Genomic DNA, 14809 nt, shown 5'->3' with positions numbered 1-14809 from the left:
GGCGACTCAGTCGTTCCCCGGATTCCGACGCGCGATCATGCCGAGTCCGATCCAGGAGATGACGACATCGCCATCCTGATTGACTCCCTCGAGGAGGCTGTCGACGTAGCCCCGTTCGGGAGCGCTCTCCGAGACGCGCTTGTCCACGATTTCGGTCCGGATCGAGAGCGTGTCGCCGGGCCTGACGGGCTGTTTCCACCGGAGTTCGTCCACCCCGCGAGCGCCCATACTGGCGCGATCCTGTATCGGACCGTCGACGAGCATTCGCATACAGATCGCCGCGGTGTGCCATCCGGAGGCGACCAGTTCGCCGAAGGCCGACTCCTCCGCGGCGTCCTCGTCGGTGTGGAACGGCTGGGGGTCGTACCGCTCGGCGAACTCGAGGATCTCGTCTTTCGTGACGTGATACTCGCCGAACTCCTCGGTGTCGCCGATCTCGATGTCCTCGTAGTAACGCATTGCCCTGTTGTGTGCTACGTATCGGCAAGAACCTGTGGGACGAGGCAGTGTGGACGGCGAACAGGGATCGATCGAACGTGTGAGGCCGAACTCGAACGGTTGTTCCCCATGCTTGTAACGGCTTACCCCGTCGAGCGTTCTACGTCAGCGTCTGACTCGAGGGAGCGCTCGTCTCGCGTCCGGAGGGATAGCACGACGGCACAGGCCGCGGAGAGCAGGCCGGCGGCCGCGGCGATGGCGAACGCCACGCGATAGCCGGATTCCGTGTAGACGCGAGCGCCGTTGACGGTCTCGCCGGTCCAGTACGCGTCGAGTGCGGCACCAAGGACGACCGGGAAGACGGCCGCCCCGATCCATCCCATCGTGTTGATCAGGCCGATCACGGTCCCGCTTGCCTCCTCGGGGTGGCGTTCCTTGATGACGGTAAACGCGAGCGGAATCCCGCCACGCAGGATTCGGGAGAAGAGGAAGATCGCGCCGACGAGCAACAGCGGAATGGTACCGAAGGCGGCGAAGACGCCCCAAGTCAGCCCGAAAACGACGGTCGAGAGGACGATGAGCCCGGTCCGGTTCCCCGACCGGTCCGAGAGCCAGCCGAACAGCGTCGGGCCGATCATCCCCCCGATGTTTCCGACAAGGAGGTAGACCGACGCCTCCGTCACGGAAATGTCGTGGGTCTGGACGAGATAGGGAATCCCCCACAGACCGAAAATAGTGATCCCGATGCCGGTCATGAAAAAGAGCATGACGCCCAACAGCCAGGTCTCGGGCTCTCGGATCGCGTCGGAGACGTATCGCTTCAGCGCCGCGGCCGAGGTCACGTCCGGTCTGTCGGGAACGTCGTCGATCGGCGGGAGACCGGCGTCGGACGGCGAGTCGTGCGAAAAGAGGCCGATCCCGACTGCGACCGCGATTCCGAACGCCCCCAGTCCGAGCATTGAGCCGCGCCATCCGACGCTCGAGGCGGCGATTGCCAGCGGCGTCGTCGCCGCCAGCCCGCCGAGAATGCCGACGCTGAAGGTCACGCCCGTCATCGTCCCGAACTCGTCGGGGCGGAACCAGTTCGCACAGAACCGCAACGCCGCGACGAACAGGACGCTCGCCCCGAGCCCGACCAGCAGCCGGCCGAGGAACGCCAGCGCATACGTCGGCGCGAGTCCGAACGCGAGCGCCCCGAGGCTCATCGCTGCGGTTCCCGCCGTGGCGATCGCGCGCACGCCGTACCGGTCCGTCAGCAGGCCGGCCGGGATCTGAAACGCCGCGTAGAGGTAGAAAAACGACGAGTGGAGCAAGCCGAGACTCGTCCCCGTCGTCTCGAACGAGCGCATCAGCTGTTCCGAAAGGACCGCGGTCGACGATCGGTGGAGGCTGACGAGAAAGAACCCCGAGACGAGCACGCACCAGCCGAGCCATCGGCGGTGGTACGGATTCGAGAGCGGTTTCACCAGCTTGAGTTTGTGATGTGGTCACATTAAGCCACCGGCGGGGGACTCCGCCGAGGACGGAAGTGACGCCGAGAATACCCGCCACCATGGGGACGGAAACTTCCAAACACCTTTGCGTCACCGAATGGGCTGTTTCGGTATGAACCTCGAGGAGCAAACCGTCCTCGTCACCGGCGGTGCGGGATTTATCGGATCGAACCTGGCCAACCACCTCGCCGAGTCGAACGACGTGACCGTCGTCGACGACTGTTATCTGGGAACGCCAGAAAACCTGTCCGATGCCGTCGAATTCGTCGACGCGAGTGTCCTCGATGACGATCTACCGACGAACGTCGACATCGTGTTCCACCTCGCGGCGCTATCGTCGTACGCGATGCACGAAGAGGACCCCACGACGGGTGCCAGAGTCAACGTCGAAGGCTTCGTCAACGTGGTCGAACAGGCCAGGCAGGACGGCTGCGAGACGGTGGTCTACGCCTCGACGTCGTCGATCTACGGCAGTCGGACGGAGCCGTCGCCCGAGGACATGCCAGTGAGCGTCAACACCGGCTACGAGGCCTCGAAGCTTGCGCGGGAACGCTACGGCGAATACTTCTCGAATCACTACGATATGTCCGCGGCCGGCATGCGCTTTTTCTCGGTGTATCAGGGCTACGGCGGCGCGGAGGAACACAAGGGAGAGTACGCCAACGTGATCGCCCAGTTCGCCGACGACATCGCCGACGGCGAGTCGCCCGTTCTCTACGGCGACGGTACCCAGACGCGGGACTTCACGCACGTCTCCGATATCGTTCGCGGCCTCGAGCTGGCCGCAGTCCACGAACTCGACGGAATCTACAATCTGGGGACCGGAGAGGCGTACGATTTCGAGACCGTCGTCGAGATGATCAACGACGAACTCGGGACCGATGTGGAAGCGGAGTACGTCGAGAACCCGATTCCAGATTCGGTCTACGTCCACGACACCTGCGCCGATTCGTCGAAGATCCGAGCGGAGACCGGCTGGGAACCACAGATCGACTTCGAGGAAGGTATTCGGCGCGTCTGTGCACAATACACGGACCAGTAGCGCGATTCTGCGTCGGCTCTCACGGATCGGAGTACTGTCGGTTTTTCGAATCGGAGTCCGAGGAACGAAGGGGTGAGAAGCGCCGTAGATGTACTGTTACTACGCGAACAGACGATAGCCGGGCTGATTGCGCTATAGTAGCCACTGCAAGTCATTGCACGCCTGCTCGACCGACAGCTGTCCGATCAGTGTGTGAATCGTTTCAGTGGCTACTATCGTTCGAGCTCGGATCGGACTGATCTCGAAATCATCGGATACCACCAACCTCCGTGCGATCGTATCACCATTGAAATAATCGCCATTCGCAACTCGACTGCGTTCGAAATTGAATGCCACTCCCGTGGGTATATCCTCTCCGCAGTCCGGCTGTGACGAGGATTGTTTACAACTGTAGTGAATTTTATCCCAGTGGTGGCGATACTGTTAGCCAACAGACCGCTGGGCGGACAGATCGACAGCAGGTATCCAACGGTCGAATACCGGCCCCAGTAACTATCACGGAAAACGATGTATGAGCGGACCAGCGTACCTGCGAGGGGTTTTTACCACGGCACGCACATCCACACGATATGCGACTTCACAACAGGGACGTCAGACAAGACGTCCGCGAACTCGGCGCGCTACTCGGAGACGTCCTCGAGGACCAGACGTCTCGCAGGTCGTTCGAAACGGTCGAGTCGTGTCGGCGGGCGGCTATCGATTACCGGGCGGGAGAGCTCGAGTCCCGCGAGCCGCTCGTGACGGAACTCGAGAACTTGTCGCCACACCAGCAACGGATCGTCGCCCGCGCGTTCACGACCTACTTCGAGTTGATCAACCTCGCCGAGGAGCGCGAGCGGGTCCGAACGATCCGCACGGCCTCTCAAGAGGGAACCCTCGACGACAGCCTCGAGACCGCGGCCGAAGAACTCGGCGAGGCGGACGTCGAGACCGTCAAACAGGTTTTGGACGACGTGTTGATCGAGCCGACGTTCACCGCTCATCCGACCGAAGCCCGGCGCAAGACCGTCAAGTCCAAACTGCGAGAGATCTCAACGTCCCTCGAGACGCTGGACGAACGACTGTTGACCGACAAGGAAACGGGACAGCTCTGGCGGGATATCGACGCCGAGGTGACGAGCCTCTGGCAGACCCCGCAGGTGCGCAATCGCCAGCCCGAACCCGAGGACGAGGCGCGCAACGTCCAGTGGTATCTCGAGAACACGCTGTTCGACGTGGTCGGCGAGGTGTACGACGAACTCGACGACGCGATCGACGAGGAGATCCCCGGGAACCTCGAGATCCCGAAGCTCTTCGAGTTCCGCTCGTGGGCGGGCAGCGACCGCGACGGCAACCCGTACGTGACTCCAGAGGTGACCGCGAACACCTTAGAGCGCCAGCGCTCGGTCGTTCTCGAGCAGTACCGGGAGCAGCTCAAACGGCTCTCGGGCGTCCTGAGTCAGGACGGCAGCCGGATCGACGCCGGCTCGGAGTTTCAGGCCACCCTCGAGCGCGATCGCGAGCGCCTCCCCGGCAGCGCCCGCACGGCCGAGGAGCGCTACCCCGGCGAACCCTACCGCCAGAAGCTCAAGCTCATGCGCGAGCGACTCCGCCGCGTCGGCGACGTTCGGCCGGGGGGCTACGACGAGGTCGACGACCTCCTCGCGGACCTCGAGGTCATCTCGAAGAGCCTGCGCAACAACGGTGCCGAGAGCGTCGTCGACGCCCACGTCGACCCGATCCGCCGGCAGGTCGCCACCTTCGGCTTCTCGCTCGCGAGTCTCGACCTCAGGGAACACCAGCAGAAACACACCGACGCCATCGCCGAGGCGCTCGAGGCCGAGGGAATCGACTACCACGAGCTCTCGGAAGCCGACCGCGTCAAGTTCCTGACCGACGCCGTCTTGCAGGACGAGTCGGTGATCGACCTCGGCGACACCGCGGAACTCTCGGACGACTCGGCGCGCGTCCTCGAGCTGTTCGACAGCCTCGCCGACTGGCAGACCGAGTACGGCAGCCACGCCATCGACACCTACGCCATCTCGATGACCGAGGAACCCAGCCACGTCCTCGAGGTGCTCTTCCTGGCCGATCAGGCCGACGTCATCGCCCTACCCGAACACGCCGGGATCGACATCGTGCCGTTACTCGAGACCGAGTACGCCCTCTCGGGTGCCCGGCGGATCATGGGATCGCTGTTCGAGAACGACGCGTACTCGCAGGTCCTCGAGGCGCGGGGTCACACGCAGGAGATCATGCTCGGCTACTCGGACTCGAACAAGGAGAACGGCTTTCTGGCGGCGAACTGGTCGCTGTACAAGAACCAGCGCCGCCTCGGCGAAATCTGTGATGACCACGACGTGACGATGCGGCTGTTCCACGGCCGCGGCGGCTCGATTTCCCGGGGCGGCGGCCCGATGAACGAGGCGCTGCTCGCGCTGCCGAACTCGACCGTGACGGGCCAGGTCAAGTTTACCGAACAGGGCGAGGCCATCGCCGAGAAGTACGCCAATCCCCGAATCGCCGAGCGCAACATCGAACAGATGCTCAATGCCCAGCTCCGGGCGCGCAAGGGGGCGTTGGATCAACCGGAAGAGGAAGTCCGCGACGAGTGGGTCGACGCGATGGAGACCATGGCCGACGCCGCGCGACGGGAGTACCGCGACCTCCTCGAGAGCGAGGGCTTTGTCCGGTACTTCGAACAGGCGACGCCGATCACGGTCATCGAAGACCTCGATCTGGGCTCTCGTCCGGCCTCCCGATCGGGCGAGCGCACCGTCGAGGACCTGCGCGCGATCCCGTGGGTGTTCTCCTGGACCCAGTCGCGGTGTATCCTGCCCGGCTGGTACGCGATCGCGAGCGGCGTCGAGGCCTATCTCGAGGACGGCGGCTCGATGGAAACGCTGCAAACGATGTACGAGGAGTGGCCGTTCTTCCGAACGACGCTCGACAACGCGGCGCTCTCGCTGTCCCGAACCGAACTCGAGATCGCCGAGCGCTACGCCGAGTTGGCCGAACCGACGCTTCGCGATCGGTTCTTCCCCCGCGTGACCGACGAGTACGAGCGGGCCGCCGACTGCATCACGGAAATCGGGCGGCGCGATCAGCTCCACACCCGCGACTGGCTCGGGGAGAACCTCGAGCGCCGGAACCCCTACGTCGATCCGCTGAACATGTTGCAGGTCTACTTGCTCGACCGGACCCATCGAACGGACATCGAGGAACGGACGCTGCGGCTGACGGTCAAGGGGATCGCGGCCGGAATGAAGAACACTGGCTGATCGAGACGGAGCGATCGAGCGTTACGCCAGCGGGTACCGGTCCGTGTTCGGCCACTCGAGTCGACTGATTCCGTCGCTTGTCTCGGACGTGAACCGATCACAGGGAGCGCCACGGATCGAAACGGGTAAAAACGTCTCTCGAGTAGAGAAAAGTGAGCCGAGATAGCCTAGCCCGGCCAAGGCGGTAGATTCGAAATCTACTGTCCTCACGGACACGGGAGTTCGAATCTCCCTCTCGGCGTTTTCACGACGACAATGACGGTGAGCGGAGCGAACCGTCCGTCGTCGTGAAACCCACACGGAGATTTGAATCAGGGAGTGAAGCAACGCGGAACGACCGTGGTTCGAATCTCCCTCTCGGCGCTTTTCCGCGACGTTAGACGGTGAGCGGAGCGACTCGTCCGTGCACCTGAAACATGGTCTCTCGGAGGAGTGGCTCGGCGGTAGGTGAGACGACTAGCCGTGTGATGGCGGTTCGGCGGTGGTAGTCGTCGCCCGACACTATTCTCAATAGTGACCTGATATTATTTAATGGTTAGTGAACACCGTCTCATCGTCTTCCTACCGCGCTACTCACTCGCTTTGCTCGTTGTCGTTCGAGAATTGGCGATTCTCAAATCAACTGATCTGAAGGCGGTTCGCGGCAGGAGCCGCTCCGCGAAACGGACGGATACCCCCGTCATTCGCAGGCATGGTCACTATGCAAAGAGTTGTGATATGTCCAGTGACGCAGCCACAATGATCGCTACTCGAGAGACAACAGTTCCGACGCAGTGGGGACGATGAGTTTCGACGACGCTTCGGACGACGACGAGACGTTTCATCCGCTCGGCGAGGCGTGGCAGGACGACCTCGAGGACGTGCTCGACGACACCGAGTACGACACGGAACTCGGGATGGAGATGGGGCGAGACGCGATGCGGGTCACGAAAGGTGACCTCTCGGAGGAGGAGTTCCACGAGCGCTATCACGAGGAGGTAATGGAGGAGTTCGGCGAGGACGGGCGACCGATCGCCAGCCCGGACGACGTCGACGAGGAGTCGGGATCGCTGCTCTCGTCGGTTACCGGCGACGAGTCCCGTCGCGAGGTGCTCAAGAAGGGGGCCGCCGGTGCAGGGTTCGCCGCTCTCGGGTGGGGTGCGGTCGACCAGCAGGAACCGGAGGAGCCGGCCGTCGAAGATCCGGGGGAAGTGGAACCCGACGAGGACGCGACGCAGTGGGGGATGACGATCGACCTCGAGCACTGCGACGGCTGTCTCTCCTGTGTGACGGCCTGCAACGCGGAGCACAACTGGGATCAGGGGGCCAATTGGATGTACGTCCTCGCCTTCGAGGACGGCAATGTCGAGTCGCCCGAACCCGACAACTACGACAGCGTTCACGACTTCAACTTCCTCGTCCGGCCGTGCCAGCACTGTACGGATGCGCCCTGCGAGAAGGTGTGTCCGACGACAGCCCGCCACACCCGCGATAGGGGCGGGCTGGTACTGACCGACTACGAGGTCTGCATCGGTTGTCGGTACTGTCAGGTCGCCTGTCCGTACGGCGTTAACTACTTCCAGTGGGACGAACCCAACGTGGATCGGGAAGAGATCGATTCGGAAGCAGTCTACGACTACCGCGACCGGCCGGTCAGCAGCCGTGCGCCCCGCGGCGTCATGTCGAAGTGCGTCTTCGATCCGCCCCGTCAAGACGGTAACTTCGGCGAGGAACTGGTCGGGACGACCGCATGCGAGTCGGCCTGTCCGCCGAGCGTCATCCAATTTGGCGACAAGAACAATCCGAATAGCGATCCGGAGCGCTACCAGGACAATCCCGCCAGAGCGCGAACGCTAATCCGGGTAAGTACGGGGCTTCCGTCGCCCGACGAACTCCCGGGGATGCTCGAGGGAGTGGACTCGAACCTGGACGCGGTCACCGAGGCCGTCGACGGCCTCACCGAGGAATCGATCGCCCTCGCAGTCGCGGTCCAGCTTACGAACGTGGAGTACGAGGAGGAGGCACCGCCGGGCGATACCCTCCCGGAGCAAGAGCAAACGATCCTCGATGTCGTGGCGGCCCTTCAGGACCACGGGCTCGACCTCACCAGCGAGGAGACCCTTCGCAGACTCGATCTCACGGTCGATCAGTTCGAGGGGCCGTCCGAAGACGTCGAGGTCTCCACCAATGAGGACGTCGCGCAGGAACGGTTCGAGGACTACATCGACGCCCCCGAGGAGGAGTTCGAACTCCTCGCGGACATCGGGACGAATCCGAACGTCACCTACCTCGGAAAACAGCCCGGACCGAACGCCCATCAGGTTCCCGGGCCGACGTCCTACGAGGAAGTCGACATGCTCAACGTGCGACAGAAGGCCCTCGACGACGAAACCGTCAGCATCGTCGACCGAGACGTGGACTTGGGCGTGGGTGAAGAGTCGAATTCGTCACACTAACGCCGTGGGCAGGCCCCCATCCTCACGGAGCGAACGACGCGTACCGGAAGCGAGTCGAACGAGTTGTTCACACGTCAAAGCCGACGTTGAAGTCGCCTTGCCATCCCTCCCGCCGGCCGCCGAAGTCGGTTTCACCGTAATGCCGATTGCCAACCCACAGCACCGACGAGAGCGTCGTCTCGAGGCCGCTCATCACGACTCCCCCGAAGAACGAGCTTTCGACGGAGCGATCCGCACCGCTCTCGGCGAACCGGAGGCTCGCGCCGTCGGCGTCGATCGTATAGCTATCGAGCCTCGCCGGCAGACGGGTGGCAGGTGGCGTTACGACTGGTTGATCGTCGCGGGACTGGACCACTCGCGATCGGCGACTGCTGACTCGGGCTCGGCAGCGTCCTGAGAGAGGGCCGCGACGAGCGTCAGCAGGAGGTACTGCTGGTGGGTGTTGTAGCCGCCCTGCGACCAGGTGATTCGCCGGACCGCCTCGCTCGAGAACGGGCTGGCCAACTCGTCGGGTTTGCTCGTCGCGTCGACGAGGGCAGTCGGTGGTTGTCCGGACGAGCCGCCGCCTCGCCCCAGCATCTGGAAGACCCGTTTCTTGAGTTCGGGGTGCTCGGACAGCCACTCGTAGCCGGCGTGTTTGACGCGGTACTCGAGGGAATTGATTGGCGCGCCGTAATCGACGTACTCGACGTCGAGGGTGTTCCGATCGAGCGCGGCGAGGAACTCCCGGTAGAGGTTCGTCCGCCGCTTCTGTTCGGGCGGACACGCCATCGCCTCGGTGAAAAACGGGAGGGAGTAAAACGGCGTCGTCGACCACATGTAGTATCGCGTCCGGTCTTCGCCGGTGTTGAGGTAGTTGAACCCGCGCTCGCGAACGAGGAAGTGAACGAACTTCCCGTCGTGGTCGGATTCGGGATACGAGACGAGTCTGTCCCGGATCGACGCGCGGAGCGTATCCGGATCGGCGTCGATGAGGGAAGCCACGTCCTCGAGCGAGTACACCTGCTGATAGTCGAGAACCGCGTCCACGAGTTCGTCGATCGAATCGACGTCTTTCGACGGTGTCAGGTCGGGAAATGCCTTGTCGCCGCCGTCACCAGTGATGAACGTGGCGCGGGGATGGTCCACCGACACCTGTTCGGCGAAGTTGAGACCCAGGGACATGCTCAAGTTGTTCATTCCCTGCGTCATGTCGAGCAGCGCTTCGCGGTGGTGATCGGTCCTGTCGACGACGTACGACTCCCAGGGAACGTCGAGCGCGTTCGCTACCTGTCGTGCAACGTTGACTTCGGCAGTGTTCGCGCCGTCGGCTCGCATCGATGTCGCGGCCGTCAGTGTCCCATCGACGCGAGTGTACCCGGCGATCGCCGCCCGCGAGTCGAGGCCACCGCTGAGGGAGATAAGCGTTTCCTCGGAGACGCTGGCGCGGTTTTCGCACGCTTCGACGAATTGGTCCCGGAGCCGCCGGGCGTTCGCCTTGACGCTTCGATTCCCGTTCGCGTGGACGTCGAACTCGAACTCGTGTGTCGACGTCACCGACTCCGCGCCGACCTCGAACAACGATCCCGGCGGAAGCCGTTCGACGCCCGCGTACAGCGTTCGCGTCCCGAGCGGGTAGCCGAGGAGCAGCAACTGCCCGAGAGCGATCGGGTCGGGCTCGAGTTCGTCGCCGAGTGCCCGCCCCAATTCCCGAACGGCCTTGAGCTCGCGCGTGACGACCGTCGTCCCGTCGATCGTCGCGCGATAGGTCGGCAGTCGTCCGAACGCGTCGTTTACGGCCCACATCGTTCCGTCCGCGTCGTCGATAACGAGGAGCAGGAAGTCGCCGTCTCTGGCGGCCACCCACTCCGAGAGCGCCTCGGTGTCGCCTTCCCGTACCAGCGTCGCGGCTTCCGAGACCGCCGCGTCGACGTCTGCAGTACCGTAGAGATACCCTTCCAGCACGACCGTCGACGACTCCGTTTCGAACACGGATACCGGATACTCATCGTACTTCGTGTACGCGACGACGGAGTCATCGGTCCGGACATCGTGGCGCTGATAGGCGTCGGTAAACCGAACGGAATCGAGAACGTCGTCGACGACATCGTTGGCAGTCGGCTCTCCGAGAACCGTAATTCCAGGCATACCGGAGTGGTGCCACTCGAGGGGGATTATTATCCTCCAGTTAAATCCGTCGAGCGGATCTCTCACGGTGATTCGACCGTACTGGTCGGTGCGACGGGGCGTCGCAATAGCGGGTCGACTCCCTCGCAGTGCCCTCCCGATTACCGATCGACGGGTCCGAGCGGACGCGGGCGGCGCGTCGGCGGCGATGCCCGACGGTCGGCGAGCGCGGGACTAGAGCTCGTACCCGAAATTGAAGTCGCCCTGCCACTGCACCTGTTGACCGCGGAAATCGGTTTCGCCGTAGTGGCGGTTCCCCGTCCACAGCACGTTCGAGAGTTCCGTATCGGGATCGCTCATGACGAGCCCGTCGAAGAACGAGCTCTCGACCGAGTGATCGGCCCCGCTCTCGGCGAACCGGAGGCTCGCGTCGTCGGAATCGATCGAACAGCCGTCGATCCTGATCCGGTTGATGCTGCCGTCACCGTCGGTGACGAAGAGTCCGTGGCGATCGGTTGACGACTGCGACGAAACGTCGAACTCGCAGTCGGTGAACGTCACCCGCGACGATCGGACGGAGACCGCGTAATCGGAAACCGACGGGCTCGTCCGATCCGTCAGCGAACAACAATCGAAAACCGCCTGTGCATCGCCGCTGTCGTCGATACGAATGGCACGGCCGTCGGTTCCCTCGTCGGTGAGGGACACGTTCGTCAAGCGGGCTGGACCGTCCTGCGTCAACCGAACCAATTCGGTATCCTTCCTGACCTCGTTCGTCACGTTCAGTCCGTCGATCCGTTGGTTCCCGCCGTCATCGAGCCAGAGGCCAGTCCACGGAATCCCGGGGTGTTCGGTCATCGAGATCCGGCAGTTCCGTGCCGAATCGTTCGTTCCGAGCCGGATGTGCGCGGCGGCACAGTTGTGCGTGTGGCAGTCGGAGAGAACGTTTCGACCGGAATCGTGCGAGAGGTAGAACCCGTGAGAGATGTACCCCGCCGCCTTGCAACTCTCCCAGTGGTTCGTCCCCCTGTTGTAAATCTCCGAGGCGAAGGGGATCGCGAACCCGAAGTGGGAGTCCCGATCGTAGTACGTATCACCGTTGACGAGGTGACAGTTTCTGATGACGTTCGTCGTGGTCGGTAACCTCCCGTCGACCATGATCGTGTGGAGGTCACCACCGTAGGTCGGTTCCCGCTTGTTGCGCTGCCCGCGCATGGAGACGTTCTCGATGAGGCCGTACCTGTAGGTGAACCAGCGACAGATGCCGGCGTCGTACTCGCCGCGGATGTCGACCTGAACGTTCCGAAGGATCGTTCGCTGGGCGTTCGGAAGCGACGTGTCAATGGTTCCAACGGTCATCAGACGGTCGACGTCCTGATCGGTCACTTCGAGGACGGCGAACGGTTCGCCGACGATTCCCAGAAATTCGTGGGCGTCGAAGTGGACGTTGTCGGTGTCGACGTACCACGTTCCCGCGGGAATCTTGTAACAGTGGTTTCGTTCCGTTGGCTCGAACGAGTAGTAGTGATCTTCGATCGCGCCCCACAGGTCGTCCGCCTCGGGTTCGACGCCGAGATCGTCGCGGACGTCGACGACGTTCGGGTTTGTCTCGCCGCGAACGGTGACGGTGTCCGTATCGGTGCCGGTCACCGAAATCGACGCTCCGAAATCGAGGTGCGACACGTCGTCGTCGACCGTCGTTCCCGAGTCGCTCACGGCTATGGTCGCGGCCTCCTGACTCTGGGCCGCGGCGATACCGGTGTTCCGTGAATTCGTCGCGGCGACACCGCTGAGAGCGCCACCGAGACCCAGGGCACCGAGCATTCGTACGTACGAACGACGCGATGTCTCACCGATAGCGCTTCCCGATCGATCTTCTTGATTGTCTTCCTCCATCACGAGCATACCGTCACGAATTCCCGGATTTGTTATGACTATTCTACTGACACTTGTACGCCAGCGAACATCGGTCGGTCCGTTTCCTCCCTGCAACGGTCGCCGAGGCAGTCGGTAGGTAGTCCCATCTGAAAAGTCACCCACCCCATCGCCGTCGGTGAGAAACCGACGGCTATAGCCAGTCACGATTTGGACAGTCCGAGCGTACGGAGTACATTCCCAAATAGAAATATATGGAATTAAATATATTTTGGGCGATGCAAGCCGAATTATCGATCAGGGACCGTCGAAAGCGACTGATCGTCGGACGACTCTGGATCGGGGCCGCGGCCGTACTGGCGACGACGTTCAATCTCGGTGTGCCGTCCTCAGCGACCGAAGTCGCTCACCTATTCGTCGTCGCCCTTGCCCTGTTTCTCGCGGGCGTCTCCCTGTTCGATTCGTGGAACGTCGTCAGCGATCCCTTTCGGCAGGCTGACCGCGATCGGCCAGGCGGCGCCGCTCCAATTGCTCGTCCGAATCGTGAAAAACGAGTTGCTCAATCGCCAGCCGACTCGCTCCCGGTCAGTCGTCGGCCGGTACGAGCGGCTGCTGGTCGGCCGCAAGCAGTCGATCCAGCGCATCGACCATCGCTTTCACGCTCGCACGGGTGATGTCGGCTTCGCTTCGAGCGACCGTCACCGAACGATCATTGCGCGCCATCGTCACCTCGACGGTAACGACGGCATCGGTGCCGCCCGTGACCGCGTCGACGTGATAGGACTCGAGTTCGGCGTCGGCCATCGAGCCCAGCGCCTCGCGGACGGCGGAGACGGCGGCGTCGACGGGCCCGGAGCCGGTACCGCTGGCGACGCGCTCCTCGCCGTCGACGTCGAGTCGGATACTGGCGGTCGGGACCGCGCCGCCGCTGGTGGCGGTGAGATCGAGCAGGTCGACGACGCGCTCGCGGTCCTCGCCGGTGACGTCCTCGGCGATGGCCAACAGATCGGCGTCCGTGACTCTGCGGCCGCGATCGCCGAGTTCCGTCACGCGGGTCGCGATTTCGGCGACCTCGTCGTCGTCGGCATCGACGCCGTGTTCCTCGAGCGTCGCCGCGACACCTGCGCGACCGGTATGCTTACCGAGTGCGAGTCGGCGCTCCCGGCCGACGGTCTCGGGCGCGTAGGGCTCGTACATCTTGTCGTCCTTGAGCGTGCCGTCGGTGTGGATGCCGCTCTCGTGGGTGAAGGCGTTCTCGCCGATGACGGCCTTGTTCGGCGGGAGCTGAACGCCCGTCGCCCGCGAGACGATCTGTGCGAGGTCGTACAGCCCCTCGAGTTCGAGCGTTTCGAGGTCGTACACGTGTGAGAGCGCGATCGCGACCTCCTCGAGGGCGACGTTGCCGGCGCGCTCGCCCAGTCCGTTGACGGTGCAGTGAACGAGGTCGGCACCGGCCGAAACGGCCGCGAGCGCGTTGGTCACCCCCAGGCCGAGGTCGTCGTGCGTGTGCGCGCTGACGGGCCCGAGTTCGGCGAGCCGAGAGACGGCCTCGTGGGTATGTTCCGGCCCGGTGTGGCCGACGGTATCCGCGAAGCAGAAGCGATCCGCGCCCGCCTCGAGGGATGCCTCCGCCAGTTCCTCGAGGTAGTCGAGGTCGGCCCGGGAGCCGTCCTCGCCGATGACCTCGACCCAGAGGCCGTGGTCTTTCGCGTAGGCGACGAGTTCGGCGGTCTTCTCGAGATTGTCCGCGCGAGAAGTACCGACCTTGCCCTCGACGTGGCGGTCGCTCGCGGGGACGACGATGTGGACGCCGTCGACGCCGCACTCGAGCGCGAGGTCGATGTCGTTCGTAATTCCGCGACAGAAGCTGGTGACGCGGGCGTCCAGATCGAGGTCGGTCACCCGCGAGATGGCCTGTCGCTCACCCGCACCGGTACAGGCGCTGCCGGCTTCGATGACGGAGACGCCGGCGCGCTCGAGGGAGCGAGCGATCTCGACTTTCTCGTCGGGGGAAAGCGAGACGCCCGGGGCTTGCTCGCCGTCGCGAAGCGTCGTGTCGAGAAGGCGCACTGTACGGTCCGATTCTATCGTCTGTTCGGGGGAGTGAGGTACGGGCAAGAGTGGTGAGTTTCGAGTACTGCGGTTACGTTCGTCGGAGAA

At 63.4% G+C, this 14809-nt stretch carries 10 protein-coding genes and 1 tRNA gene; 4 read left to right on the top strand and 7 right to left on the bottom strand.

Going from position 1 to position 14809, the window contains the following annotated elements; translation table 11 throughout:
- Positions 1–6 precede the first annotated feature (6 nt).
- Together CP556_RS16775 and CP556_RS16770 are read right to left on the bottom strand one after the other, a co-directional pair.
- Positions 7–459 carry a MaoC family dehydratase gene (locus CP556_RS16775; protein WP_098726654.1) on the bottom strand — a complete coding sequence of 151 codons (453 nt, stop codon included), beginning with the start codon at positions 457–459 and terminating at the stop codon, positions 7–9.
- A gap of 122 nt (positions 460–581) precedes the next feature.
- Positions 582–1904, bottom strand: a complete 1323-nt coding sequence (locus CP556_RS16770) for an MFS transporter (protein WP_098726653.1) — start codon at positions 1902–1904, stop codon at positions 582–584.
- A gap of 139 nt (positions 1905–2043) precedes the next feature.
- Between CP556_RS16770 and CP556_RS16765 the strand changes: the two genes are divergently transcribed.
- From CP556_RS16765 to CP556_RS16750, 4 genes are all read left to right on the top strand, one after another.
- Positions 2044–2973 carry an NAD-dependent epimerase/dehydratase family protein gene (locus tag CP556_RS16765; protein WP_098726652.1) on the top strand — a complete coding sequence of 310 codons (930 nt, stop codon included), beginning with the start codon at positions 2044–2046 and terminating at the stop codon, positions 2971–2973.
- Positions 2974–3542: 569 nt separating this feature from the next.
- Positions 3543–6233: a phosphoenolpyruvate carboxylase gene (gene ppc, locus CP556_RS16760; protein ID WP_098726651.1), complete on the top strand. Its 2691-nt coding sequence runs from the start codon at positions 3543–3545 to the stop codon at positions 6231–6233.
- A 156-nt stretch (positions 6234–6389) separates the two neighbouring features.
- Positions 6390–6474, top strand: a tRNA-Ser gene (locus CP556_RS16755).
- A gap of 541 nt (positions 6475–7015) precedes the next feature.
- Positions 7016–8668: a 4Fe-4S ferredoxin N-terminal domain-containing protein gene (locus CP556_RS16750; protein ID WP_098726650.1), complete on the top strand. Its 1653-nt coding sequence runs from the start codon at positions 7016–7018 to the stop codon at positions 8666–8668.
- A 67-nt stretch (positions 8669–8735) separates the two neighbouring features.
- Here CP556_RS16750 and CP556_RS26765 read toward each other — a convergent pair whose 3' ends face one another.
- From CP556_RS26765 to CP556_RS16725, 5 genes are all read right to left on the bottom strand, one after another.
- Positions 8736–8861, bottom strand: coding sequence for a hypothetical protein (locus CP556_RS26765; protein ID WP_255291487.1), 126 nt, complete (start codon positions 8859–8861; stop codon positions 8736–8738).
- Between the two features lie 128 nt (positions 8862–8989).
- Positions 8990–10795 carry an asparagine synthase-related protein gene (locus CP556_RS16740; RefSeq protein WP_098726648.1) on the bottom strand — a complete coding sequence of 602 codons (1806 nt, stop codon included), beginning with the start codon at positions 10793–10795 and terminating at the stop codon, positions 8990–8992.
- Positions 10796–11008: 213 nt separating this feature from the next.
- On the bottom strand, positions 11009–12679 hold the full coding sequence (locus CP556_RS16735; RefSeq protein WP_098726647.1) for a right-handed parallel beta-helix repeat-containing protein: 1671 nt from the start codon (positions 12677–12679) through the stop codon (positions 11009–11011).
- Between the two features lie 380 nt (positions 12680–13059).
- Positions 13060–13212, bottom strand: a complete 153-nt coding sequence (locus CP556_RS27290; protein WP_176548221.1) for a hypothetical protein — start codon at positions 13210–13212, stop codon at positions 13060–13062.
- 22 nt (positions 13213–13234) lie between these two features.
- The gene (locus CP556_RS16725) at positions 13235–14767 is read right to left on the bottom strand and encodes a (R)-citramalate synthase (protein WP_098727448.1); all 1533 of its coding nucleotides are present in this window, start codon (positions 14765–14767) and stop codon (positions 13235–13237) included.
- Between the last annotated feature and the right edge of the window lie 42 nt (positions 14768–14809).

It is taken from the genome of Natrinema sp. CBA1119, from assembly GCF_002572525.1.
Classification (GTDB): domain Archaea; phylum Halobacteriota; class Halobacteria; order Halobacteriales; family Natrialbaceae; genus Natrinema.
This window is presented reverse-complemented; position numbering and strand designations above follow the sequence as displayed.